The organism is Clostridium nigeriense, assembly GCF_050585265.1.
Classification (GTDB): domain Bacteria; phylum Bacillota; class Clostridia; order Clostridiales; family Clostridiaceae; genus Clostridium; species Clostridium nigeriense_B.
This window is the reverse complement of the sequence record NZ_JBNOOE010000018.1, coordinates 20,891-47,064: the sequence shown is the minus strand read 5'-3', so window position 1 is coordinate 47,064 and position 26,174 is coordinate 20,891. Positions and strand designations below refer to the sequence as shown.

Genomic DNA, 26,174 nt, shown 5'->3' with positions numbered 1-26,174 from the left:
CCTACTTCTTAGAAATATTTACTGCAACAGTTTTAAAAGATGGCTCCTTTGAATAAGGATCATAAACTGAAGGAGTAAGTGAATTTGTTTCAATATAATGCATAGGTGCATATATATGATTTTTCTTTACATTTTCTGAATACACTACATTAAATTCGCTAGTATTTCCATTTTGAGAAGTAATATTTATTCTTTCATTTTCTTCAATATTTAATTCTTTTGCTAATTCTGGATTCATTAAAACATAAGATACCTTACTATAAATCTTATTATGTTCTATTTCTCTTGATCTAACTTGAGTATGCCATTGCCCAACTGTTCCTCTTCCAGTATTAAAGATATAAGGGAACTCTTCTGAAGTTTTATTCGGATTTTCTGCTATATCTTCAAATAAAATATTAGCCTTCTTTGAAGGTGTATAGTAATTTCCATCTTCATATAATCTTCTTTCATCTTCTTCTAATACTTCCCCCTCTCTAAATGGCCATTGAATACCCCTAGAGCTACTCATATTCTTTCCTTCTAACATTTCATAAGTAACACCAGTAATGTCACAAGGCATTCCTTTAGAACATTTTTTTAATAATTCAAAAGCATCTCTTGGAGTCTTCCAATTATCTAATAAGCTTCCCATGCCTAACTCTTCACCTATTTTGAAGAAAATTTCATAATCAGTAAGTTCACCTTCTTCTTTAGCTATAACAGGGTTAACCTTTGATATTCTACGCTCAGTATTTATTAGTACACCCTCTTTTTTAATAGCTGGAACAGATGGTAAATATAAATCACAAAGCTTAGCTGTATCTGTATCCTCATATATATCTTGAACTACTAAGAAATCTAAGTTTTTAGCAGCTTTCTTAAATTCCTCATTGTTTACAAATGAATGTCTTGGATTTGTACAAATTACCCACAAGCCTTTAATTTCACCAGCAATAGCCTTTTCTATTATTACGTTATATGGTAATGTTGGCTTAGTTATAAGTTCTTCTTCTTTAACACCTAAAGCTTCTGAAACAATTTTTCTTCTTACAGGATTATCAAAATCTCCACCACCATAAAGTCCAGCTGTATTACTAAATGCTCTCGATCCCATTGCATTACATTGTCCTGTTAATGAGTTAGCCCCTGTTCCTGGTCTCCCTATATTTCCAGTAATCAAAGCTAAATTAATTATCGATTGTGCTGTTCTAACTGCTTGATAACCTTGGTTTATTCCCATTGTCCACCAGAAAGATACCCTTTTACCATTATGTATTATTTCTGCTAATTCAAGAACTCTTTCTTTTGAAATTCCAGTTTTATCTTCAACATCTTCTAAAGTAAACTTAGAAACATGCTCTTTAAACTTTTCAAATCCTTCTGTATGTTCTTCAATATACTTATTATCAATCCACCTCTTTTGAATCAATGTATTAGCTAATGTATACATTAAAACTAAATCAGCTTTTGGTTTAATATCAATCCACAAATCTGAATTTAAAGCTGTTTCTGACTTTCTTGGATCTATTGTAATTATCTTAGCATCATTATTTTTTCTTATTCTTCCCCAAAATACTGGATGAGCAATTACAGGATTTGCTCCAATTAAAAATATTGTATCTGAAAGTTCAGCATCATTTAAAGTATATGGAGGAGCATCAAAACCAAAGCTTTGCTTATGAGCTACTACAGATGTAGCCATACATAATCTTGTATTACCATCTCCATCCATTCTCATATAATTTCTACCAACATGACCTAGTAAAGCCATTTCTTCAGTAGTCATTTGACCTGTACTAATATAGGCTACACTTTCTTGTCCATATTTATTTTGAATATTTGTCATTTTTTCAACAAATAACCTAATTCCTTCTTCCCAAGATACTTCCTTCATTTCTCCATTTTCATCTCTTAATAATGGAGATTTTCTTCCTTTAATTTTAGTTTGTTGCTTATCTAAACTTAAGCCCTTTATACAACAAAACCCTTTATTAACTGGATAATCTTTAGTAGGAGAAACCTTTTTTATTTCACCATTTTCAACATAAAAATCTATGTTACATGCTAAAGCACATAAGTTACAAGTTGATTGAATTTTTTTCATATAATTTACATCTCCACTTCTAATTTTAGAAATTAATTTATATTGATTACATTTTAACATTTATAAAAAACATAAACTGTGATAATAATCACAATTAAAATATTTTTTGTTATATTATTAACAAAATTAGATTAGTGGTTTTCTAAATACAAAAAAAGAGGTTAATTAAACCTCTTCTATATATAGCATCTTTTGCTCAACAGGCTCACCCTTTAGCAAAATATATCTATTAACAAATTCCTTCACTTCATTAATATCATGAGTAATTATTATTACTGTTTTTTGCTTTTCCTTAAAATAATCTTTTAGAAACTTTATAATTCTTTCTTTATTATCCTTATCTAGACCCTTAAAAGGCTCATCCATAATAAATATATCTCCATCAGATAATATTGCTCTAGCTATGCTAACTCTTTGTTTCATTCCTCCACTAAGTTCATGTGGAAAAAGACTCTCTATACCTTTTAAATTCATACTATTTAATATTTCTTCAATTACTTTTCTTCTTTGATTTTTATTATATTTATCTTTTATAACTAATTCTAAGTTTTTATATACATTCTTCCAAGGAATTAATCTACTTTCCTGAAATGTAAAACTTATTTTATTCCCTTTTGTTAAAAGTTCATCTTTTAAATACTTTATTAATGTTGTTTTTCCTATTCCTGATTCTCCCATTATAAAATTTATAGAGTTTTCAATAAATGAAATAGAAAAATCTTTATACAGTATTCTCTCATCAAAGGATAAATTTATATTCGTAAACTTAATCAATTAAATATCTACCACCTTTTAAAAGCTTGTTTATAAAACTCATAATTACTTTATCAGTTATAAAACATAAAATTGAAACAATAATAATCCATGCAAATATACCTGCTGTATTAAAATTAATTTTTTCTCCTTGTATTGCTGTTCCTATACCAAAGGTTGGTTGTCCAAAAACTTCTCCTGCAATTACAACTTTAAATACTAATGAAAATGTTGAGGTTGCAATTTGTGAAATATTAATTATAATAGACTGAATATGTAGATTCAAAAGTCTATCAATAAAATTAATATTAAAAGATTTAAGCATTTCAAGTAAGTCTTCATTAGAATTCAAAATAGAGTTTAAAGTACTTTCATATAATATTGGAAAGGCTATAACAATTCCAATTAAATATGGTGCATAGTTTTTATTTAGCCAAATTAATGCTATAAGTATAAATGCAATATTAGGTATAGATTTTAATATTGCATTAATTGGATAAAAAAAGTTGTAAAATAATTTACTAAAGCTTGATATAATCCCCAATATAACTGCAATTATTAAAGCAATTATAAAGCTAAGAGCTCCTCTTATTAATGAATATATTATATTTTTAATAAATCCTTTTTCTTTTGTAATAGTACTAATTTCCTTAATTACTTCACTTACCTTAGGTAAATATATAGAGTTATTTATTATATTAGATATAATAATCCAAATAAGTATTATTAAGATTAATGATATAAATATAAGTTTTTTATTCTTCATAGAAGAAGTTTTCATCTGGTAACTTGTCTCCTATAGATTTAGCATTTTCACTTTCTAAAACTTTAAAGTAAGCCATATAATCTTCTTCATTATCTTTTGCTTTTATAAATGCTATATTGCTGTTAGATATTGACTTTTCTAATATTGCTTCTTCTACTTGTGAACCATTTTCTATTGAATATGTTGCTGCATCTTTATTATTTTTATTTACCCAATTTATAGAACTTTCAATTTCCTCTGTTAACTTATTTATAAAGTCTTTATTTTCATTAATCAATTCTTCTTTTACTATTAAGCTTGCTTGTGGAAAACCCGTTTCACTATTAAATTTATCTTTCCATAAGTCATTTAGACTAGCAACTACCTTAATATTAGGATTTTTAGTTAATATGGTAGTTAATACTGGTTCTGGAACTACTGCATAATTTGCTTTTCCTCCTAATATAGATGGTGCTAACTCAGTTGCCCCACCAACGTAACTTAATGTAACATCTTTAATTCCACTTTCATTTAATAGAGCCTTAAATACTATATCTGGTGTTAATCCACTTCCAATATTAAATACTTCTTTTCCACTTAAATCTTCAAAGTCTATTTCTCCTTCAGTTGATACTAGATATAAGGCTCCTAGGCCTGTTGTTCCTACTAACTTATATCCTAATCCCTTATTATATGCCTGAAGAGCTAAATTAGATGGAACTATTGCTATATCAGGTTCTCCCTTCATAACAGCTGTAGCTAAAGTATCAGATGTGTTTTCAATAGAATAATTAATATTATAATTATCATCTATTTGAACATTTTCTTTTATCATCTTAGAAATAGCTGTAGCTGGTACTCCACTAGGTGCAACAAAAGAAATTTCCTTTTTCACTATATTTGCATTATCATTAGCCTCTTCTTTTGGGCTACATCCCACAAATGCTAACAACATAAAAATTGATAATGCCAAACTAAATTTAACTTTATTCTGTTTATTCATAATCTCGTCCCTCCTGATTCTTCCATTATATCACTTTTTAAATATAAATAAAATGAAAAGCATAAGTGGTGTTTTTGCATTAATCTCAGTTGTAAGAAATATGATATGGCTTTCTTAATTTCAATTAGAAGAAATAGAAGATACTTCTTATAGCAATTAAATTTAAAGCCTTAAAGTTTAATTTATAAACTTTAAGGCTTTTATCATTCCATCTTCCCCTATTATAGTGTTTTCAAATATAGATTTTGCATTTTCTATAAAATCTTTGGGTTCGTTCATTGCAGGGCTAAAGTGAGTAAGTAATAATTCATTGACTTTTCCTAAATCAGCTAAGGTTGCTGCTTCTCTAAAGATCATATGCTTATTTTTAATAGCTTTATTTATATCATCATCACTACCATAAGTTCCTTCGCATATAAATAAATCACTACTTTTTATTAATTCTATAATTTTATCTATTGGCCTTGTATCTGTAATATAGCTTAACTTTATTCCTCTTCTTTCATCACCTAAAACCATAGAACTATCATAGACTACTCCATTAAATTCAACCATTTCTTCTTTTTGCAACTTACTCCATAATTCCTTTGGAACATTCATTTCTATAGCTTTTTCTAAATTGAATTTTCTTCTTCTTTTAAAATATAAACTATAACCTAAACAAGGAGCAGAATGATCAAGCTCCTCAGTATCTAATATAAAATCACACTTATCATTACTACTTAACTCTATTAAATCTCTATTAAATATAAATTCCAATTTTCTTGGATTTTCTATTATTTTTAATTCATAAGGTAAATATTTAAATAAAACACTAAGTCCTTTTATTACATCAATTATTCCAACTGGACCTATTATAATTAAAGTATTTTCTCTTCCACTATTCCCTATTGTAGAAAGAAGTCCAGGCAATCCAACAATATGATCTCCATGAGCATGAGTTATTAATATTATATCTATATCTTTAAATCCTAGCTTATTTTTTCTTATTGCAACTTGTGTTCCTTCTCCCACATCTATTAATATCTTTCTTCCTTTAATATTAATAAAAAGAGATGATAAATGTCTATTAGGCATAGGCATTCCACCACCACATCCAAGTAAAGTTAAATCTATCATAATACACCCCTTAGTGTGCTTCGCACAATGAATAATTAATAATTAAAAATGAATAATTATAGAAAAAACTCCCGTAGGAGTTTTCATTTTAATCTTTTTTTATTTTGCAAGCTCTAAAGCAATTTCCATCATATCTGTAAAGCTTTCTTGTCTTTCTTCTGGTGTAGTTTCTATTCCCTTAAATATATGATCAGATATAGTAAGAATTGATAATGCTTCTACTCCATATTTTGCAGCAAGAGTATATAATTCTGCTGACTCCATTTCTATAGCTAAGCATCCATATTCTGCCCAAAGCTTTGCTCCACCTACATTTGTATCATCGTAAAATAAATCTGAAGATAATATATTACCAACCTTTATATTTAAACCTTTTTCTTTTCCTTTATTATATGCTTCTAATAAAAGATCAAAGTTTGCTGTAGGAGCATAATCCATTCCAAGGAATCTTCTTTTATTTATTCCTGAATTAGTAGATGCACTTTGAGCTAAAACTATATCTCTAACATTAACATTATCATTTATTGAACCTGCTGATCCAATTCTTATAAGTCTTTTTGCCCCATAGAATCTTATTAATTCATTTACATAAATTGAATGTGATGGTAATCCCATTCCTGTTCCTTGTACTGATATTCTTTTTCCCTTATATGTACCAGTATAACCATACATTCCTCTAACTGTATTGTAGCAAACAGGATTTTCTAAGTAAGTTTCAGCAATAAACTTTGCTCTTAGTGGATCTCCTGGTAATAATACTGTTTCTGCTATTGCCCCTTCACTAGCCATTATGTGTAAATGCTTTGACATTTTAAAAGCCTCCTTAATTTATATTTATAAAAACTTTTTTATAATCCTATACTATTATATACTTATATTATTATTTTAAAAAGAGTATATATAAAAACACTCTATATTAACTATATTTTATACTTATTTATCCTATTAAATATATCTCTCATTTGTCCAATCATATACAATGATCCAGCTGCTAAAATTAAATCTTCTTTACCTGCTTTTTCTATTGCAACTCTAGCTGCCTCTTCATAATCCTCAAAGGATAAACAATTTTTATTATAGTTCTTTACTATTACTTTTAAATCTTCTGAACTTTTTGCTCTAATAGAATTAGAAGTTACTGTATAAACTTCTTTAGCTAAAGGACTAATTATTTCTACTATTTTTTCTACTTCCTTATCAGCAAGTATTCCAATAATTAAATATAAGTTTTTATAAGCGAAGTATTCCTCTATATTTCTTTTTAAAAATTGAATTCCAGCTACATTATGTGCACCATCAATCACTATATAAGGATTTTTACTTAATATTTCTAGTCTACCCTTCCATTTTACTTTTTGAACAGCTAATTTAATTTTATTAATATCTAAATCAATATAATTTAAGTTTTCTAACTCTTTTACAGCTTCTATAGCAAGAGATAGATTAATAATTTGATGCTTTCCTAGTAAGGATAAATTTAATAATTCATCTTTACCTTTATAATTAACTAAAATTTTTTGACTTATTGTATTATTTTTATCTATTTTTAGGAAATTATAATTATTAGGATTAACTATTATTAAGTTAGAATTCATCTTAATAGCTTTTTCAGTAATCACCTTCATTGCTCCATCTTTTTGTATACATGTTACAATAGGAATAAGCTTCTTAATAATACCTGACTTTTCCCTTGTAATTTCTTCAATAGTATCTCCTAAAATATTGGTATGGTCTAAGCTTATTGATGTGATTACAGATAAAATTGGAGTTAATACATTAGTAGAATCTAATCTACCTCCAAGTCCAACTTCTATAACTCCAAAATCAACATTTTGCCTATATAAATATAGAAACATAATACAAGTTAAAACTTCAAATTCAGTTGGATGATTAAACCCTTCTTCAACTACCTGATTAACAAAAGGTTTTATTTCATTTATTAAATCTATAAAGTCTTCTTCTTTTATATTTTCATCATTTATTCTTATAGTTTCTTCAACTTCCTCTAAATGTGGAGAATTAAAAAAACCAACTTTATATCCATGCTCTATTAGTATACTACCTAAAATTGCAGATGTTGAACCTTTACCATTAGTACCTGCAATATGTATCAACTTTAAACTATTATGTGGATTTCCTAATAGTTCTAATAATCTTTCTGTACGTTCTAGACCATAATTTGATCCAAGTACTCTTAATTCTTCTAAATATTTTAATGTATCTACATCCTTCATTTTTACTCCATCCCTTTAATTTCATTAACTATATGATTTAAAAACTTCTCCATAGTATCATTTATACCTAAGTAGCTTAACATCCTACTTCCAACAGCATCTTCAAATTCATTAAATAATATTTCTCCATTTTTTAATAGTAGGAAGTCTATTCCACCAAAATCTATATTTATATTTTTTAAAATCTTATTTATAATTTCTTTTTCTTTAATAGAATAATTATAAACTTCTACATTCCCACCTTGTGTAAAGTTTGAAACTAAACTATCCTTCTTTGGAATTCTTATTACTGCATGTTCAATATTGTTATTTATTATGTAGAATCTTATATCTCCAACATAATCTTCTATATATTCTTGATATACATTTTGGCTAAAATTTAAACTATTAAATTCTTCTAATATTCTTATATTAGCTCCACCATGACCATTTTTCGGTTTTTCTATAATTTTTTTATCTTTTTGAAATTCTTCTAAACTTCTATATACTTTAGGATATTTTATTCCTAAAGTTTCAATATAATCATAGGCAATTAATTTATCATTTCCTAATATACAAAACTTATATTCATTAAAAACCCTAGTTCCACTCTCTTCTAACTTATAAGTTACATTAAAGTTTCTAGACCTATTTATTGCAAATTCATATTTACTTGTTAATTTATCTATATCTTTATCTAACACAAGCTTTATTATAATATCCTTATTTTTTCCTTCTTCTATTAACCAATTAATATAAGTTTTATTTCTTTCTACATCTTTTTCATCATAAATAACCAAACCTTCTATCATAAGATTTCCCCTAATACATATTCTAATATTTTTTCACCAAAACTTTTTCCCCAAATATTTTCAAAACTTAAAAAATTCAAGTTTGAGTTTACTTCACATAATAAAGGCTCATCATTTTGTCCAAATAACAAATCAACACCTGAAAAATCTAATCCTAGAACTTTATGTGCTTTTAGTGCTATTTCTTCTTGTGATTTAGTAAGCTCTACTAATCTACCTGTACCACCTTGTGAAATATTAGCCCTAAAATCACTACTAGACTCCCTAAGCATTGCCCCTATTACTTTGTTTCCAATTATATTAACTCTTATATCTCTTCCAAAACTACTTTTAATATTTTCCTGAATTATAAAATCAACCTTATTCTTATTTAATTCAGTAACCTTATTAATAAATTCTTCCCTATTATTTATTAAATAAACTTGCATTCCAAAGGATCCCATAGACTCTTTTATTATTACACTTTCACCAAGAGTCTCATAGCATTTTATTAAATAATCTTCACTATTTAATGAATAATCAAATATCATAGGAGATAAAATAGTTCTTGGCATTTTTATATTATTATTTGATAGAACTAAATGCATTAGTCCTTTATGATCACAATACTTTATTGCTTTACTTGAATTAAAAACTTTATAACCCATTTTTTCTAAATGACTAGCAAGTAGTACATCTTTATCCCAAAAAATTATAAACTCTGGTTCTTCTAATTTCTTTAGATACACTAATTCTGCTTTTCCTTCATTTGAATACATAGGAATTATTTCAGTATTTTTAACAGCTTCTAATTTTATATTTAATTTCTTTCCTTCCTCAACTAGAGTATCTACTAGTTCTTTTATCTTTGGTACATTTAATGTTCCATTATATATTATCCATCCTGTCATATTCAACCTACTCTCTTGATATGTAGTATTAATTAAGCTATTTTTATCACTTTTAAAATTCTTTGTCAACATATATACTTATATTATCAAAAAAATACAAAGGAGATAATTATGAATGATTTAAAAGAAGTATTAAATTTAAATTTAGACAATATATCTATTTTTGAAATAAATGAAGAAAAATTAATAGAACTAAAAAATTGTGATTATTATTTAAAAAACAATTTCTATTTTTGGCTTATAAATAAGATTTACTATTTTGAAGATACAAATAATAATAAAGATTTAGCATATGCCCACTATCTAATGTCTTATTATATATTTATAGTTCTAACGCCTTTATCCTATGAGTCTTTAGCTTTTAATCATATAAAAAGAGCTTTAAAATATGATGATAATATTAAATATAAAGAATGGATTCTTATATTCTCTACATTGCCAACTAGTTATCTAAAGCAATATGATGCTATAAAAATAGCTGAAGAAGTAATTAATGAAGATCCTACTAGCTCATTGGCCAATACTATATTACAGATATTTTAATATTAAAAAGTTGTCTATTAAAATTTATTGTTTTTATAGCTATTTTCATAATAAAAAAACTCTCCAATAAACTTGAGAATATCAAGTCTATTGGGAGTTTTTTTAATAAATCTAATCTCAGTAATCTGGTACAAATTACTTCATTAATTTTTAATTTTTCATTCTTAATTCTTCATTCTTAACTAAGCGCTTCTATTCTAACTAAAACTGCATTTAACATTTCTTGATACTTTTCTCTCTTTTCTTTTTCACCATCTATTACAGCTTGTGGTGCTTTAGATACAAATCCTTGATTAGAAAGCTTTTTATCTATTCTTTCTACTTCGCCTTCTAATTTCTTCTTTTCTTTATTTAATCTTTCAAGTTCCTTTTCCTTATCTACTAAGTCAAGTAAAGGCATAAATAACTCTCCACCCTTAACAACTAAAGATACTGCATTTTCTGGAACTTCATTTTTATCAGCTATAAATGCTACTTCAGAAGCAGATGCTAACTTTTCTATATAATTAACCCCTGATTCAAAGGCTTCTTTTGCTTCATTTGTTGTATAAGCTATAACCTTAGCTTTTCTTGATGGTGGAACGTTCATTTCAGCTCTAACATTTCTTAAACCCTTAATTGCTTCAATTATAAAGTCCATATCTTTTTCAGCTTTATCATTTCTTAAAGCTTCATTATATTTTGGCCAATTTGAAGTAACTATTGCTTCACCATCTGTTAATGTAGTAAATATTTCTTCAGTTATAAATGGCATTACAGGATGTAATAATTTAAGTCCTGTTTGTAGAACTGTATTTAAAACATTATAAACTATTCCTTTTGCCTTTTCATCTTCACTATATAACACACCCTTAACTAATTCTATATACCAATCACAGAATTCAGTCCACATAAAGTCATATACTTTTTGAAGAGCAATTCCTAGTTCATATTTTTCCATGTTTTCAGTAACTTCACTAACTAGAGTATTCATTCTTGAAAGAATCCATTTATCTGCTAAACTATATTCTTTGCAATCTTCATATTTTTTCATAATTTCATTATCTAAATTCATCATAACGAATCTAGATGCATTCCACATTTTATTTGCAAAGTTTCTAGCTGCTTCAACTCTTTCTGGAATATATCTTATATCATTTCCTGGAGAGTTACCTGTTACTAGCATAAATCTTAAAGCATCAGCACCATATTCATCTATAACTTCTAATGGATCTACACCATTTCCCAAAGATTTACTCATTTTTCTTCCTTCTGAATCTCTAATAATTCCGTGAATTAATACAGTATCGAAAGGAGTTTTATCCATGTTGTGTAATCCTGAGAATATCATTCTTGCAACCCAGAAGAAAATAATATCATATCCAGTAACTAAAACATTAGTTGGATAAAAATATTCTAAATCATCTGTTTTATTTGGCCATCCTAAAGTTGAAAAAGGCCATAAAGCTGATGAGAACCAAGTATCTAATACATCTTCGTCTTGATGCATATGTTTTGATCCACATTTTGGACAAACTTCTGGTGCATCAATTTCAACTATCATTTCTCTACAATCATCACAGTACCAAACTGGAATTCTATGTCCCCACCATAATTGTCTTGATATACACCAGTCTTGAATATTTTCCATCCAGTTAAAGTATATTTTATCAAATCTTTCTGGAACAAATTTAGTTTCGTTATTCTTTACAACTTCTATTGCTGGTTTTGCTAAAGATTCCATTTTAACATACCATTGCTTTGATATAATAGGTTCTATAACAGTTCCACACCTATCATGAGTACCTACATTATGAGTATGTGGTTTAACTTTAACTAATAAACCTAAATCTTCTAAATCTTTAACCATTTGCTTTCTTGCTTCGTATCTATCTAAGCCTTGGTATTTTCCACCTAACTCATTAATAACTCCATGATCATCCATAATTCTAATTTGAGGTAAGTTATGTCTAAGTCCTACTTGGAAGTCATTCGGATCGTGAGCAGGAGTAATTTTAACAGCACCTGTTCCAAATTCAATATCAACATAATCATCTACAACTATAGGAATTTCTCTATCTGTTAGAGGTAATTTTATTGTCTTTCCTACTAAATGCTTAAATCTGCCATCATTTGGGTTTACGGCAACTGCAGTATCACCAAGTAATGTTTCAGGTCTTGTAGTTGCTATTTCTAAATATCCACTACCATCAGCTAATGGGTAATTTATATGCCAGAAGAATCCTTCTTGCTCTTCATATTCTATTTCTGCATCTGAAAGTGCTGTTGAACACTTTGGACACCAGTTAGTTATTCTATTTCCTTGATAAATTAAGCCTTCATTATATAACTTAACAAAAACAGTTCTAACTGCCTTATTTAAATTTTCATCCATAGTAAAAGCTTCCCTTGAGAAGTCACAAGAAACTCCCATTTTCTTAAGCTGAGTTCTTATAGTTCCTCTATATTCCTCTGCCCACTCCCAAACTTTTTCTAGGAAGGCTTCTCTTCCCATTTCTTTTTTAACTAAACCTTCTTTTAAAAGTTCATTTTCAACCTTAACTTCAGTTGCAATTGAAGCATGGTCTTGACCTGGTAGCCATAAAGTACAATATCCTTGCATTCTCTTAAATCTTATAAGCATATCTTGAAGTGTATTATCAAGAGCATGACCTAAGTGAAGCTTTCCAGTTATATTTGGGGGTGGCATAACTATTGAAAATGGCTTCTTATTTTTATCAATTACTGGTGTAAAATACTTATTTTCTTCCCAATTTTTATATATTCTTTCTTCAAACTCTTTTGGGTTATATGTTGTAGCTAAGTTCTTCTTTTCTGACATATATTTTCCTCCTTTATCTAATTAGCTAATACTAGAAATATAATATTTAAAATAATATGGCTATTAACCTATTATAAATATCTTTTTAAATAACAAAAAAAGCCTTCATCACAAAAGGACGAAGACTCGCGGTACCACCTTTTTTCTTAATATAAATATTTATATTAAGCTCTTTATATATTAACGACTAAGAACAGCCGCCTTTACCTACTTTATTTCAGTAAAGATGCTCAAAAGCTACCTTCAAGATACTTTAATATAGAAGGCTTTCAGCCTGTGACCTTCATTCTCTTTATATACAGTATTCCCTACTCCTCTTTATCATTGCTTTTATTATATGATTTTGTAAGGTTATATTATACTATATTATTATTTTTGTCAATATTCTGCTATTCAAATAAAATTTTAAAATATAAAAGCTACCTTAATGGTAGCTTAATTAAATAATAACTTTTATAATATTAAATTTTAAAATCCTTCATATCATGTTCTTTTGCCTTTGGTTCTCCAAAAGCTGCTTTTACACTTTCTACTTGTGGATTATGATTAATATGTTTTTTATGACTATTTTTAGGTTTCTTACTCATTTCTTTCACCTCCAAGATTATATAATTATCTTATGTAAAAGAAATTAAATTATGTAATTAGCCTTCTATCCAAGTCATATTTTTTATAAATTCACTAACAAAATCTTCACTCATATTTGGATTTATAGTTTCTTCGTGCATTATAGTTACTATAGACATAGCCATAGCATATTTTACAGTATCCTTTATTGAAAGATTATTCATGTATCCATATCCTACACCAGATACAAATGAATCTCCAGCTCCTGTAACATTTTTAACATCTACACAAGTGGTTTTTATCTTCCCTTCTTCCTTAGAATTCTTGTAGTATATTCCATCTTCATCTAAACTTATAAAGACATTTTCTACTCCCAATTCTAGAAAATAATTTGCTGCATTAATTAAACTTTCATTACTTTCAACTTTAAATCCACATAGCATCTCAGTTTCAATTCTATTTGGTTTTACTGTATGAAAATATTTAATTAAATGACTAACCCTCTTTGCTTTAGTTGCAGAAACTGGATCCAAAATAAATTTAGTTTTTCCATAAAACTTAGTTAAAATATATTCCAATAATTCTGGATTATCTGCATCTAAAATTACATACTCAGCATTTTCAATAACACTTGCCTTTGAATCTATAAAGGAAGTATCCATTTTATTTAAACATTCCATATCTACAATAGCTGATTCCATTTCACCATTTTCATTTAAAATGGCCATATATGTAGGTGTATATTCATTTTCTAAAATTAAAGAATGCTCCATATTATATCCTATCCTCTTAGAATTTTCTAATATATTCCTACCTTGATCATCTCCACCTAATATAGATATAAACTCAGTATTTACATTAACTCTTGCTAAATTTTCAGCAATATTTCTACAAACTCCACCTAAAGATATTTTAATATGTCCAGGTATTGAATCTCTTTTTTGATATTTCTTTCTGCTAAAGCCTATAATATCTACTATTGATGCCCCTAATACTAATATATAAGGTTTATTCTTACACATACCATCTCTCCCGATCTATAAAGTCCATTCAAAAAAACATAACTACATTATATTAAAGAAACATAAAAAAATAAAGATTTTTTTTAAAAACTTTGTCGAATTTTATTTTTACTATAAAACTATCTATTTGTAACCATAATTTATATATCTTTCATATATTGAATATTAACTTACTGAAATGTCAATAATTTTATTAAAAGATAATTATTTCTGGAGGTATTTATGAATTTCTTTGATGAAGGTAATAAATATTATAATCTTAAAGATTATGAAAAAGCTATAAATTTTTATAAAATGTCTATAGAAAATAATGAACATACTGCATGCTCTTATTACAATTCTGGGGTTTGTTATATAAAATTAAAAAATTTTAATAAATCAATAGAAATGATAAAAATAGCTTTATCTACTCAACTAGACAGCAAATACTTTTTTAATCTAGCATATTGCTATGCTATGAAGGATGATATGAAAAAAGCTTTGATTTATTTTAATATGTCGTGGTCTTTAGATCCTTCTGATAAAGATTGTGAAAAGGCAATTAATTTAATTATGACAAAAAATAAAAAAGCCTTATAACCTTTTTAGGTCATAAGGCTTCTTTAATTCCATTCCCCAGCAATTTCTGCATTTAAATGATCATTATTAAAATCTACACTATCAAAATAATCTCCCGATAAATAGAAAGTTGGATCTACATTAATCCATATTCCTTCATCCTCTAAATAAGCTTGATTCCATGCATGAGGGCCATAACTTTGCCCATCATAAGCATCTCCAGTAATTATTCTACTACCAAGCCCAACTGCTCTAGACATAGCTACATAAAGACATGCATAATCAAAGCATATACCACTTCTAGTATTCCATGCTTCTACAGCTCCACTATTAGTTACCCCTTCAGGTCCAAGAGCCATTTCAGCTTTGCTAAAATCATATTTTATATTAGAACCAATCCAAGCATATAGTCTTTTTGCCTTTTCCCTATCTGTTTTAGCATTTCCCACTATTTCTTTTGCTTTTTCATCTATTTCTGGCAAAGACTTTATTCCATCTTCTAAAGTTACACCATTATAGTAAACAATAACATTAGTATTAGCTGGTATATATTCTTTAAAATCATTATAAGATAGAATCGGTTTATTAATAGTTACTATATTTTCTAATGTATTATATCCGTTTATACCGTTAAAAATGTTTATTTTCATACCTCTACCAAAGGTAGAATTATATGTTATAACTCCCATAAACATTATTAATATAATTATTAAACCTTTTACAAAGCCAAAAATTGTTGAAAACAAAACTATTCTCATTTTACCTTTATTCAGTAAAAAATTATATGCTTTTGTTAAAGGTTCATTTAACCATTTCAAAATCAAATAAATAATACTTTGAAGAATAAGAAACATCCCTCCTAATATTAAAGCCTTAAATAAATTATTATTTAAGCCATATAAATTAGGATTATTGCTTATAAATTTTAGAATCACTAAATATATTTTTTCTAAATTTAGGAGCATAATTAAAAATGTTATAAATATAGAAAAATAATATATTAATTTATTTAAGGAGTATTTTGCACTTTCTTCTTCTAGAGAACCCTTAATACTATCTTTTATTGAAAAAATAATCAATAAGGCACCAATAATTTGTGGTAAATATGCAATCATTATCTTTCCTCCTTTGAAATATTTTAAATATCATTCATATTTGTAATTTTCTTTACAACATATGAAACTGTATCATAATCATATCCTTTTGATAATAAAAATCTATATAACTTTTGTGATAATTTAAACTTATCATTTTCCCTTTTAGCTATTGTATTATATTTTTTTATTGCTAAATTGTATGCACCTTCTCTTTCATCTTCTTTTTCTATGCTTGATATTTCTTCTTCTATTATATTATCTTTTATTCCTTTTTTTATTAAATCAAACTTAATTTTCTTTTTTCCTTGAATTCTACTTTTATCCTTAACATACATCTTTGCATAATTATTGTCACTTAGGAAATTATACTCTTTTAAAAAATTCATTGTTTTATCTATAGATTCATTATCATACCCTTTTAAAATAAGTTTATCTTTTAACTCTTTTTCACTTTTATATGCTTTTTCCACTATTCTTAACGCAGTATTTTTGCATTTCAAATAATTATCTTTACTTGCAATATCTTTTATTTTTTCTATATCAACTTTTTCATTAACCTTAAGTCCTTCTTTATAAACTAACTCACAACTTAAAGAAAAAGCATAATCATTATCAATATAGATATTAACCCTATCTTTGTTCCTCTTTTGCAATTCAATTTTTGTAATTATATTCATAATTATCTCCAATTTATTAAGATTTTAATATATGGATAGTTGGATTATTTAAAACTGTATTTGCAACTTCATTAATCTTATTTATATCTAATCCATTAAGCTTTTCCATATCATCTACAAACTCATAAATATCTTCCTTATCTAGTGCCTGATGAAGCATATAATTACATAATTCAGATGGGTCTTCTAAAGTTGAAATAACAGCAGTCTTATGAACCTTTTTCATAAGTTCTAAATCTCTTTCGCCTATTGATAGATCTCCATTTTTTACAGATATTATTGTTTCATCTATTGCTTCAATAGCAGAATTTAAATCATCTTCCCCTACTGCTGTATATATATATAAAGTCTTTACATTATTAGTCATATCTATACTAGTATAAATATCATAAGCAAGTCCCCTTTTTTCTCTTACTTCTCTAAATAATAGTGAATTAGAACTTTCACCTAGCCTATGATTTAAAATCCTAAGAGGTAATTCTAAATCCTTACTTAAATTATAGAAAGTATATAAGTAAACTATAGTATTTTGCTCAATATTATCTTTAATTGTAGTAACTGATTTTTGAAGATTATGTTCTTTAACAAATAATTTTTCAGGGCTTTCACCAATTTTCCACTTAGAAAATACTTTTTTAATTTCCTCAAAAGCTTCACTGTGATTATAAGAAGATACTATAGTAACTAAAGAATTATTTGGTAAGTAATACTTATTATAATAATTTAATAAATCCTTTCTTTTATAGGATTTAACATTTTCCTCTAATCCTGCTACATCATATTTTAGCGGATTCTTATTAAATGCAATTTCATTAGTTCTTTTGAAACTTAAATCTTCAATATCATCTTTACTTGCTCTCATTTCAGCAAGTATTACTCCTCGTTCTTTTTCTAATTCATCACTATTAAATGCAGGATTTATTATCATATCACCCAAGATGCTGATTGCATTTTTAATTTCTTCTTCAAGACAACTAATAGTATAAACAGTGGATGTATAATCTGTATATGCATTATACTCTCCCCCTAAAAATTCAAGTTCATCATTTAATTCCTCATAAGTTCTACTTTTAGTACCTTTAAATAACATATGTTCAATAAAGTGTGATATTCCCTTTTCATTTATTTCTTCATACAATGATCCAACCTTAACTCCAACATTAATTGAAGTTATTTTAGTATCCTTTTTTATAGTAATAACTTCTAATCCATTATCCAAAAAATGTCTTTTGACATCAAAATTCAATTTTAACATTCCAGTCCACCCATCCTCATATTATCTTGTTTATTTAAAATATAATATGACTACATTTAAAATATAACAATATAATTATATCCATGTTTATAGTAATTATCTACATAATTATCCTTATTTAATTTAAATAATTTATAATAAGACTTTACCATATTTTTATTGGCATTTATAATAAATATAAGAAGAATAAAAAAGTGAGCTATATAAATTTGCTTATTATGCCATATTCCTTAAAAGTAATAGTATCCTTATATAGCACACTTCGAAGCTAAATTATAAAAATTATAAAACCTTTATTCACAGAATAAGATTTTTATAATTTCAAAAAAATAAATGAGGAGGACTTTTATGAAAAAAAACATTCTTTTAATAGAAGACGAAACTCGTATAAGATTTTTACTTAGAGATTATTTTCTTAAAGAAGGTTTCAATATTATAGAAGCTTGTGACGGTGATGAAGGAATTAACTACTTTATAAATAATAAAATAGATTTAGTAATTTTAGATATTATGATGCCTAAAGTAGATGGAATAACAGTTCTTGAAACTATTAGAAAAGTTTCTTCTGTACCTGTAATTCTTCTGACTGCAAAGGGACAAGAAGAAGATAAACTTTTTGGTTATGAGATGGGTGCTGACGATTATATGACTAAACCATTTTCTCCAAAGGTATTAATTGCTAAAGTAAAAGCTCTACTTAAAAGAACATCAGAAGAAACATTTTCTAGTTCAAATGAATATGATGGCTTAACTATTAATAAGTTATCTCATGAAGTTAAGATTAATGATGAAATTATAAACCTTTCTCCTAAGGAATTTGAGTTATTACTATACTTATGTGAAAATGAAGGTATAGCTTTATCTAGAGATACCATATTAGATAATGTTTGGGGGTTAGATTATTATGGTGATTTAAGAACTGTAGATACAAATATAAAAAGACTTAGAGAAAAGCTTGGAGATAAGGCTTCATATATAATTACAGTTAGAGGAAGTGGATATAGATTTGAAGCAAAAAATTAAATTTAGTCTTTCAAAAAAATTATTTTTAATAACCTTTGGATTAATTTTCATAGTCTTAATTATTAGTATGCTGTTTCAAATTTTATTTTTTGAAGATTTTTATTTAAGTAAAAAAATTAAAGATTTGACAAGAGAAACAACAAAATTTAGTGAAATTTATTCCTATGATATTTCTGACTATAATAATCTAAAAACAGCTTTATTTAGGTTTGAGCAAGAAACAAATTCTAGAATTGCTATTTTTTCTACAGATGGTCAACTTAAATTTTTACTTAATTATAATAATTCAAATAGTGATGATTTGCATACATTAACTTCATACTTTTCAGAACTTATTAATGATAAATCTCTTATTAATAAAGTTCTTAATACTGATAAAGCACAAGCTAGTGTTTTTGAGAACAAGCTTAGTAATACTACTAAAATTGGTATTGTAGCTCCAATGTCTTTAAATTCAAAAAATGACTCTATTATAGTAACTGTATCTTCCATGCAACCTATTCATGAAGCTAATGTTGTAATAAGAGAGTTTTATATTTATTTATTTTTAGGCTTTAGTGTAATTGGAATATTTTTATCTTCTGTTTATGCAAACTTAATATCAAAACCTTTAGTGAATATAAATAAAGTAGCTAAAAGAATGTCTTCTATGGACTTTACTGTAAAATGTGAGGCAACCTCTGAAGATGAAATTGGAAATCTTGCTATTACACTAAACTTTTTATCATCAACCTTAAAAAGCACCTTGGATGATTTGAAACTTAAAAATAAAAAACTTGAAGAAGATATTGAAAAAGAACGTAAACTTGAAGAAATGAGAAAAGACTTTGTTGCAAGTGTTTCCCATGACTTAAAAACACCTATAGGTATAATTGAAGGCTATGCCGAAGGATTAAAAGATGGAATAGCTACTGGTGAAGATGCTTTATTATATCTTGAAACTATAATTGATGAGTCACATAAAATGAATAGATTAGTAACAAATATGTTAGAGTTATCAAAACTAGAATCAGGTAATTTAGAGCTAATAATAGAAAAATTTAATATTTTAAGATTAATTCGAAAATTACTTAAGAGTTTTAAACTAGAATTTGATTCAAAGAATATTAATATAATGCTTAATACAGATTTAGAATATTGTTATGTTATAGGTGATGTTTTTCAATTAGAGCAAGTAATAACTAACCTTATAAGCAATGCTCTTAAATACACTCCAAATGGAAATGATGTAATAATAGAAGTAACTTGTATTGATGACTTAGTAAACTTATCAATTGAAAATAAGGGAATTCATATCCCTGAAGAAGAAATAGATAACTTATATAATAAATTTTATAGAATAGATAAAGCTAGAAATTCCTCTAATAATAGTAATGGTTTAGGTCTTGCTATAGTTAAAAGAATTTTAACTTTACATGAAAGCTTCTACTCTTTATATAATACTGAAAATGGAGTAAAATTTGAATTTACATTAAAAAAAGCTGATGATGTTGAACTAATATAACATTTATTAGTTTGAAATTATTTTAAAACTCTTCAATATATCTTTAAACTAAAAAAGAGGAATTCTAAAAATGAATTCCTCTTTTTTATAATCTAATAAGAATAAGCTTTTGTAATTATTTTTATTAGCTAAAAGGTTTATAAACACTACTATCTAAATATACTTCTGATATTTGTTCACCAGCTGAATTATATCCATATAAATAAGTATCTGCTGATAAAGTACCAGTTTGATAAGCCTTTGGTTCGTAAGTTATTCCACCTGTTGCTTGGCTATTTGACCAGAACTCTGCTGTAATAGATCCAGATCCATCAGAATAAACATTTACTACTATAGGATAATCATATGGATTTTCAAAAATCAAATCTGGCCATTCATCACCAATAGTTGCATCTAACCCTTGTGGTACATATGACACTGTCATTTCATGATTCATTCTATAAGTTGGAATAATTCCTGCTCTTAATTCTGCATTATAAATAGTGCTAGATATTTGACATACTCCACCACCTAAACCTGGTACGACTTTACCATTAAGATAAGTATTAGCTGATACAAATCCACGATCTAATGTTGTAGGTCCTATAGCTTCTACTGTTGAAAATTCATCCCCAGGCATAAGCACTCTACTACCTATCATTCCAGCTCCCCTTATTATATTAGTTCCACTAGGTCCTGCTGGAAAATGAGTAGTATAAGAAGAAATTTTAGTATCTACTGTTTGTAATGCTTCTGCAGTTATATATGGTTGTACTTCATTAAGTTGTCCAGATATCGATACTAAATTTTCTCCATTTACATCAGATAATGCTGTTTCTATTTTGGTTGTTAAATCTTCTTTATTTAACTCATATCCAATTGTACTAGGTGTGATATTTACAGTTCCATTGCTTATAGTTACTCCTGCATCAGTTGGATTAACTAATACATGGTCATTTACCTTATCTAAAAATGTAGAAATCTTTTCATCACTATATGTCAAATCAAACTCATAAGTTTTACTTTCAGGTTTTTTTATCAGATTAAGCTTTTCAAAAAAACTCATATCCTTTCCATACCCGAATACTTCATTTTCAAAAGTTTCATAATCTATAGTAGTGTCAAAATCTAAATAACTTTCTTCAAAAGTATTATCACCTATAGAAATATTTATCTTTCTTGATGAAATATCATTTACCATTGCTTCTAAAACATTATGCAATTCATTTTTAGTTAATCCTGAAACATCTTCATCAAAAACAAATGTTCCTGGATACACTTTATCATTATAGGAATTTACAAGGTCTCTATTTTTTATACTTAAGTAAGTAACAGTTGCTCCAACTAATATAATAATAGCTAATATTACAAAGAACACTATTTTCTTCATTTTATTTTTTGGTTTATTAATTAATTCATTTGTTTGAGGTGTAATATTATTATCCATCACAATCTCCTTTCTCTGCAAATAACTCATACCATTTTTGTAAATCCATGGTCATAATATATTATATACATATTTCATTTTTTTTACAATTATCTTTTGATTATTTTTATATAAATAAACTTATAACTATTAAAATAGATACTATTACATTTAAAGTTAACAGTAGCTTATTATTAAAAGCAATACTTTTCAAATCCTTTTCTTCCTTATTTTCAATCATATCTACAAGTATTAGTAATTGATCTAACTTATTTAAAATTTCTTTATTAACCTTCTTATTTTCGCTAATTTCATTAATATTTTGTATAACTTCATTTTTACTTTTTAATACTTCTTCTTTTATATCATCAATTACAACATCCTTATAAAGTAATTTTAGCTTTTCTTTAACACTTTCCTTTATTGTATCATCACTTAAATAATTATCCACCTAATAACTCCCTCTCTATAAATATCATTTTTTTAGTTATTAATTTCAAATGCTCAAAAGTCAATATTAACTTCATATCCTCTAAATTATTAAAGTTCAAATTATTAACTAACTTTCTTTTTTCTTTATTAAATTCTCTTTTTATATAACTTATAAATATATAAACTAAATTTTCATCTTCTAAAGATGATTTATTAAAACTATTAAATTGTTCCTTTATATAATTTACTTTTTTCATTTCAATATCTAGTATTCTTTTAATTTCTAATATAGCATCTCTAATATCTTCTAGTTTTTCCTTACTAATTTCACTATCTTCATTCATTTTTTCTAACCTTATATCTTTTTCAACTTCCAATTCTTTAAAAGTTTTATTTAGTAATATAATATTCTTTTCAATAAAATTAATTTTTTCTTTAAATTCACTTCTCTTAGATTTAATATATCTAAGAGTATATAGCTTTGATTCGTAATATCTTTTAATGTATAAACTTTCATTTATGCTAATATCACTAATATTTCTTTCATAATCCTTAATAAATGCTTTTATTCCATTTGTTAAAAACATTTCATCATTTATATATGTTTTTTTTTCTAATTCTTGTACCAATTATTTTCCTCCCTTCATTCAAATTACCCTTGAATACTTATGTTATGTTTATTAAATTTTATGCTTACAACATTAATATTATTATAAAAAAAAGAAATAACTAAGTTGCTATAAGAACATCTTAATTATTTCCATTAATACTATATGAAAATTACATAATATTATTTAATTATTTATCATCAAGTTTCATTTCACCAAGAAGAGCTGCAAAAGGATTATTATTAAAGTCTTCTGCTTCCTTTTTCATTTTTTTCATAATATTATTTACTTCTCTTTTATCAACTTTCCCCTTCTTATCAAATCTCTTTTCAAATTGTGATGCCTTTTCTCTAAAGTTACAATTTGCTCCTGTACAAATGTAAATCTTACCTTCACCTTGACCTCTGATTTCTAGTTTCTTTTTACATTCAGGACATCTAGCATTAGTAACTCTACTTACACTTTCCCTATATCCACATTCCCTATCTTGGCAAACATTCATAACACCATTCTTACCTTTTACTTCTAAAAGATATTTACCACAATTAGGACACTTTTTTCCTGTCTTATTATCATGAATAAATTTACTATTGTCTTCTTTTACTGCCTCAACTAATGCAATTGCATAGTTTTTCATCTCTTTAATAAAAGTATTTGGATTTTGCTTACCCTTACTTATTTCATCTAATCTTTTTTCCCACTTTGCTGTTAGTAAAGGTGACTTCAGTTCATTTGGAACTAAGTCTATAAGTTGCTTTCCTTTTGATGTTGGAAGTATTTCTTTTCCTCTCTTTTCAATAACAAAAGAATTAAATAATTTTTCTATTATGTCAGCTCTTGTAGCAACTGTTCCAAGTCCTCCTGTTTCATTTAAAGTTTTAGCTGCTTCCTTATTTACATTTACATACTTTTGAGGATTTTCCATTGCAGATAAAAGTGTTCCTTCATTAAATCTTGCTGGCGGCTTAGTTTCTCCCTTAATTAAATCAATTTTATTTACTTTTATTAAATCACCTTGGCTAAGTTTAGGAATAACCTGTTCCTTTAACTCATCATCATCTATATCCTCTTCAGAATAGTCCTTGTCATATAATGACTTCCACCCTTTAGATTTAATTACTTTTCCTTTAGCAATAAAATCTTCTCCATTTATTTCTGCTCTTATATTAGTTTGTACATACTCAAAAGTAGGCATAAGTACACTTAAGAATCTCTTTACAACAAGATCATATATATGTCTTTCCTCACTGCTTAAATTACTTAAATGTGGTTTTTGTTCTGTTGGTATTATAGCATGGTGATCACTTACCTTACTATTATCTACAAAACTTTTATTAGCATTTATTTTCTTCTTAAGTATATCTGATGTAGCCAACCTATATTCACCTATTGATATAGCCCTTAATCTTTCTGGTATAGTTGCAACTATATCTGTAGAAATATATCTTGAATCAGTTCTTGGATAGGTTAAGATCTTATGATTTTCATAAAGTCTTTGCATTATTGATAAAGTTTGCTTTGCTGAATACCCCCATATCTTATTGGCATCTCTTTGAAGCTCTGTTAAATCGTAAAGGGCTGGTGAGAACTTTTTCTTTGGAGTTTCTGTTATTGAAACTATCTTTGCATCATGTCCTTGTATTTTATTAACTACTTTATTCGCAAATTCTTCACTAAATATTCTTAAATTATTATCTTTATTCGTCCATTGGAAACTTATATCCTTGCCTTTAGTATATACGGTAAAATACTCCTTAGGTTTAAAGTTTTTAATTTCTTCTTCTCTATCTACTATCATAGCTAATGTAGGTGATTGAACTCTACCTGCTGATAGTTGAGCATTGTACTTACATGTTAATGCCCTTGTAGCATTAAGTCCAACTATCCAATCTGCCTCTGCTCTACAAACTGCTGCCTTATATAAATTTTCATATTCACTTCCTTGCTTTAAATTTTTAAAACCTTCTAAAATAGCCTTATCTGTTTGAGAAGATATCCAAAGTCTTTTAATAGGCTTTTTAACTCCTACTTTCTCAATTATCCACCTTGCGACAAGCTCTCCTTCTCTTCCAGCATCAGTTGCAATTACTATTTCCTCAATATCATTTCTATTTAGTAGTTTCTTAACTTCATAAAACTGCTTTGATGTTTTCTTCAAAACTGTTAGTTTCATGTTATTAGGTAACATCGGAAGCGTTTCCATACTCCAAGTTTTATATTTTTCATCATAGCTTTCAGGATCTTGAAGTCCAACTAAATGTCCTAAAGCCCAGGTAATAACGTATTTATTTCCTTCAATATAAGCTCCTTTATTTACATTAGATTTTAAAACCTTTGCTATATCTCTACCTACTGATGGTTTTTCTGCTAATACTAGTATTTTTCCCATATTCATATCCTTTCTGGCGCTGCCTTAAGGACAGCAAATTAAGAATTATTAATTAAAAATGAAAAATTACATCAATAATTTTTCATTTCTAATTGTGCAATAGCACTAAAGTCATTATACCATAGAGTTAGAATTATTGTTATTTTATGATATAATAACCATAAACATATAATGGAGGACAAGTTTATGGTAGAAATATTAAAATTAACAGCAAGTTTTATAAATGATTTACATGATAAAGTATTAGATATTGTAAGCATTGCAGGCTATCAATTAAATGATAAACAACTTCATTTTATATTTATGGCTCTAATTGGCATTTTCATATTTTCTTTTACTCAACTTATATTTAAACAACTAGCTAAATATAGTATTACTGCAATTTCATTTATCTACACATTTACAGTAATGATAGTTATAGTCTTTGCAATAGAAATACAGCAAAAGTTAACAAATAGAGGTAATATGGAATTTGCTGATATTGTATATGGACTATACGGTTTTATTTATATATTTTTAATTTATCTTCTAATTAAGCTAATTGTATTAGCTATAAAAAAACTTTATAAAAAATACTTAAAACAATCTAAAAAGTCAAAATAATAGGCTGTTACAAACAGCCCATTATTTTATATACATTCTGCATTTTAAA

The 26,174-nt window shown here is 26.7% G+C and carries 24 protein-coding genes and 1 other annotated feature; of the genes, 5 read left to right on the top strand and 19 right to left on the bottom strand.

The features are described from left to right. Nucleotide 1 precedes the first annotated feature (1 nt). The 9 genes from ACQPVP_RS14280 to ACQPVP_RS14240 form a co-directional block, all read right to left on the bottom strand. Nucleotides 2–2,086: a molybdopterin oxidoreductase family protein gene (locus tag ACQPVP_RS14280; protein ID WP_430851042.1), complete on the bottom strand. Its 2,085-nt coding sequence runs from the start codon at nucleotides 2,084–2,086 to the stop codon at nucleotides 2–4. A gap of 165 nt (nucleotides 2,087–2,251) precedes the next feature. Next, a complete protein-coding gene (locus tag ACQPVP_RS14275; RefSeq protein ID WP_430851040.1) occupies nucleotides 2,252–2,860 on the bottom strand; it encodes an ATP-binding cassette domain-containing protein in 609 nt (202 codons plus the stop codon). Next, nucleotides 2,853–3,620, bottom strand: coding sequence for an ABC transporter permease (locus ACQPVP_RS14270; protein ID WP_430851038.1), 768 nt, complete (start codon nucleotides 3,618–3,620; stop codon nucleotides 2,853–2,855). Before ACQPVP_RS14270 ends, ACQPVP_RS14275 begins: the two co-directional genes overlap by 8 nt. Beyond that, complete coding sequence (locus ACQPVP_RS14265; RefSeq protein ID WP_430851036.1) at nucleotides 3,595–4,587, bottom strand: ABC transporter substrate-binding protein; 993 nt, start codon at nucleotides 4,585–4,587, stop codon at nucleotides 3,595–3,597. Before ACQPVP_RS14265 ends, ACQPVP_RS14270 begins: the two co-directional genes overlap by 26 nt. Before the next feature lie 177 nt (nucleotides 4,588–4,764). Further along, nucleotides 4,765–5,706, bottom strand: coding sequence for a ribonuclease Z (locus ACQPVP_RS14260; RefSeq protein ID WP_430851034.1), 942 nt, complete (start codon nucleotides 5,704–5,706; stop codon nucleotides 4,765–4,767). Between the two features lie 99 nt (nucleotides 5,707–5,805). Further along, on the bottom strand, nucleotides 5,806–6,516 hold the full coding sequence (deoD, locus tag ACQPVP_RS14255) for a purine-nucleoside phosphorylase (protein WP_430851032.1): 711 nt from the start codon (nucleotides 6,514–6,516) through the stop codon (nucleotides 5,806–5,808). 110 nt (nucleotides 6,517–6,626) lie between these two features. Further along, nucleotides 6,627–7,940, bottom strand: coding sequence for a bifunctional folylpolyglutamate synthase/dihydrofolate synthase (locus tag ACQPVP_RS14250; protein WP_430851030.1), 1,314 nt, complete (start codon nucleotides 7,938–7,940; stop codon nucleotides 6,627–6,629). A 2-nt stretch (nucleotides 7,941–7,942) separates the two neighbouring features. Then, nucleotides 7,943–8,731, bottom strand: a complete 789-nt coding sequence (locus ACQPVP_RS14245) for an ATP-grasp domain-containing protein (protein ID WP_430851028.1) — start codon at nucleotides 8,729–8,731, stop codon at nucleotides 7,943–7,945. After that, entirely contained in the window at nucleotides 8,728–9,621 is an 894-nt protein-coding gene (locus tag ACQPVP_RS14240) for an ATP-grasp domain-containing protein (RefSeq protein ID WP_430851026.1), read from the bottom strand. Before ACQPVP_RS14240 ends, ACQPVP_RS14245 begins: the two co-directional genes overlap by 4 nt. Before the next feature lie 111 nt (nucleotides 9,622–9,732). Here ACQPVP_RS14240 and ACQPVP_RS14235 point away from each other — a divergent pair, with 111 nt between their 5' ends. Next, nucleotides 9,733–10,164, top strand: a complete 432-nt coding sequence (locus tag ACQPVP_RS14235; protein ID WP_430839070.1) for a hypothetical protein — start codon at nucleotides 9,733–9,735, stop codon at nucleotides 10,162–10,164. 178 nt (nucleotides 10,165–10,342) lie between these two features. Here ACQPVP_RS14235 and ACQPVP_RS14230 read toward each other — a convergent pair whose 3' ends face one another. The 3 genes from ACQPVP_RS14230 to ACQPVP_RS14220 form a co-directional block, all read right to left on the bottom strand. Continuing rightward, complete coding sequence (locus ACQPVP_RS14230) at nucleotides 10,343–12,985, bottom strand: valine--tRNA ligase (RefSeq protein ID WP_430851025.1); 2,643 nt, start codon at nucleotides 12,983–12,985, stop codon at nucleotides 10,343–10,345. Nucleotides 12,986–13,096: 111 nt separating this feature from the next. Then, nucleotides 13,097–13,319: a binding site (T-box leader), on the bottom strand. 127 nt (nucleotides 13,320–13,446) lie between these two features. Then, nucleotides 13,447–13,572: a CPC_1213 family protein gene (locus ACQPVP_RS14225; protein WP_430851023.1), complete on the bottom strand. Its 126-nt coding sequence runs from the start codon at nucleotides 13,570–13,572 to the stop codon at nucleotides 13,447–13,449. Nucleotides 13,573–13,629: 57 nt separating this feature from the next. Further along, nucleotides 13,630–14,574: a carbohydrate kinase family protein gene (locus ACQPVP_RS14220; protein WP_430851021.1), complete on the bottom strand. Its 945-nt coding sequence runs from the start codon at nucleotides 14,572–14,574 to the stop codon at nucleotides 13,630–13,632. A 222-nt stretch (nucleotides 14,575–14,796) separates the two neighbouring features. Between ACQPVP_RS14220 and ACQPVP_RS14215 the strand changes: the two genes are divergently transcribed. After that, a complete protein-coding gene (locus tag ACQPVP_RS14215) occupies nucleotides 14,797–15,153 on the top strand; it encodes a tetratricopeptide repeat protein (protein WP_430851019.1) in 357 nt (118 codons plus the stop codon). Between the two features lie 23 nt (nucleotides 15,154–15,176). On the opposite strand, the gene ACQPVP_RS14210 is transcribed toward ACQPVP_RS14215, so the two are convergent. The 3 genes from ACQPVP_RS14210 to ACQPVP_RS14200 are packed head-to-tail and all read right to left on the bottom strand — an operon-like array spanning nucleotide 15,177 to nucleotide 18,161. Further along, nucleotides 15,177–16,247: a transglutaminase-like domain-containing protein gene (locus tag ACQPVP_RS14210; RefSeq protein ID WP_430851017.1), complete on the bottom strand. Its 1,071-nt coding sequence runs from the start codon at nucleotides 16,245–16,247 to the stop codon at nucleotides 15,177–15,179. Nucleotides 16,248–16,270: 23 nt separating this feature from the next. Further along, a complete protein-coding gene (gene recX / locus ACQPVP_RS14205) occupies nucleotides 16,271–16,906 on the bottom strand; it encodes a recombination regulator RecX (RefSeq protein ID WP_430851015.1) in 636 nt (211 codons plus the stop codon). Between the two features lie 16 nt (nucleotides 16,907–16,922). Continuing rightward, on the bottom strand, nucleotides 16,923–18,161 hold the full coding sequence (locus ACQPVP_RS14200) for a M16 family metallopeptidase (protein WP_430851013.1): 1,239 nt from the start codon (nucleotides 18,159–18,161) through the stop codon (nucleotides 16,923–16,925). A 348-nt stretch (nucleotides 18,162–18,509) separates the two neighbouring features. Between ACQPVP_RS14200 and ACQPVP_RS14195 the strand changes: the two genes are divergently transcribed. Both ACQPVP_RS14195 and ACQPVP_RS14190 read left to right on the top strand, forming a co-directional pair. Next, on the top strand, nucleotides 18,510–19,184 hold the full coding sequence (locus ACQPVP_RS14195; RefSeq protein ID WP_430851012.1) for a response regulator transcription factor: 675 nt from the start codon (nucleotides 18,510–18,512) through the stop codon (nucleotides 19,182–19,184). Beyond that, the gene (locus tag ACQPVP_RS14190; protein WP_430851077.1) at nucleotides 19,180–20,688 is read left to right on the top strand and encodes an ATP-binding protein; all 1,509 of its coding nucleotides are present in this window, start codon (nucleotides 19,180–19,182) and stop codon (nucleotides 20,686–20,688) included. Before ACQPVP_RS14195 ends, ACQPVP_RS14190 begins: the two co-directional genes overlap by 5 nt. A gap of 124 nt (nucleotides 20,689–20,812) precedes the next feature. On the opposite strand, the gene ACQPVP_RS14185 is transcribed toward ACQPVP_RS14190, so the two are convergent. From ACQPVP_RS14185 to ACQPVP_RS14170, 4 genes are all read right to left on the bottom strand, one after another. Then, nucleotides 20,813–22,114, bottom strand: a complete 1,302-nt coding sequence (locus ACQPVP_RS14185; protein ID WP_430851010.1) for a VanW family protein — start codon at nucleotides 22,112–22,114, stop codon at nucleotides 20,813–20,815. Between the two features lie 106 nt (nucleotides 22,115–22,220). Next, a complete protein-coding gene (locus tag ACQPVP_RS14180; protein WP_430851008.1) occupies nucleotides 22,221–22,544 on the bottom strand; it encodes a hypothetical protein in 324 nt (107 codons plus the stop codon). Then, on the bottom strand, nucleotides 22,537–23,154 hold the full coding sequence (locus tag ACQPVP_RS14175; RefSeq protein WP_430851006.1) for a hypothetical protein: 618 nt from the start codon (nucleotides 23,152–23,154) through the stop codon (nucleotides 22,537–22,539). Before ACQPVP_RS14175 ends, ACQPVP_RS14180 begins: the two co-directional genes overlap by 8 nt. A 169-nt stretch (nucleotides 23,155–23,323) precedes the next feature. After that, complete coding sequence (locus tag ACQPVP_RS14170; protein WP_430851004.1) at nucleotides 23,324–25,522, bottom strand: DNA topoisomerase III; 2,199 nt, start codon at nucleotides 25,520–25,522, stop codon at nucleotides 23,324–23,326. A gap of 186 nt (nucleotides 25,523–25,708) precedes the next feature. On the opposite strand from ACQPVP_RS14170, the gene ACQPVP_RS14165 reads away from it, so the two are divergent. Then, nucleotides 25,709–26,125, top strand: a complete 417-nt coding sequence (locus ACQPVP_RS14165) for a hypothetical protein (protein WP_430851002.1) — start codon at nucleotides 25,709–25,711, stop codon at nucleotides 26,123–26,125. The last annotated feature ends 49 nt before the right edge of the window (nucleotides 26,126–26,174 follow it).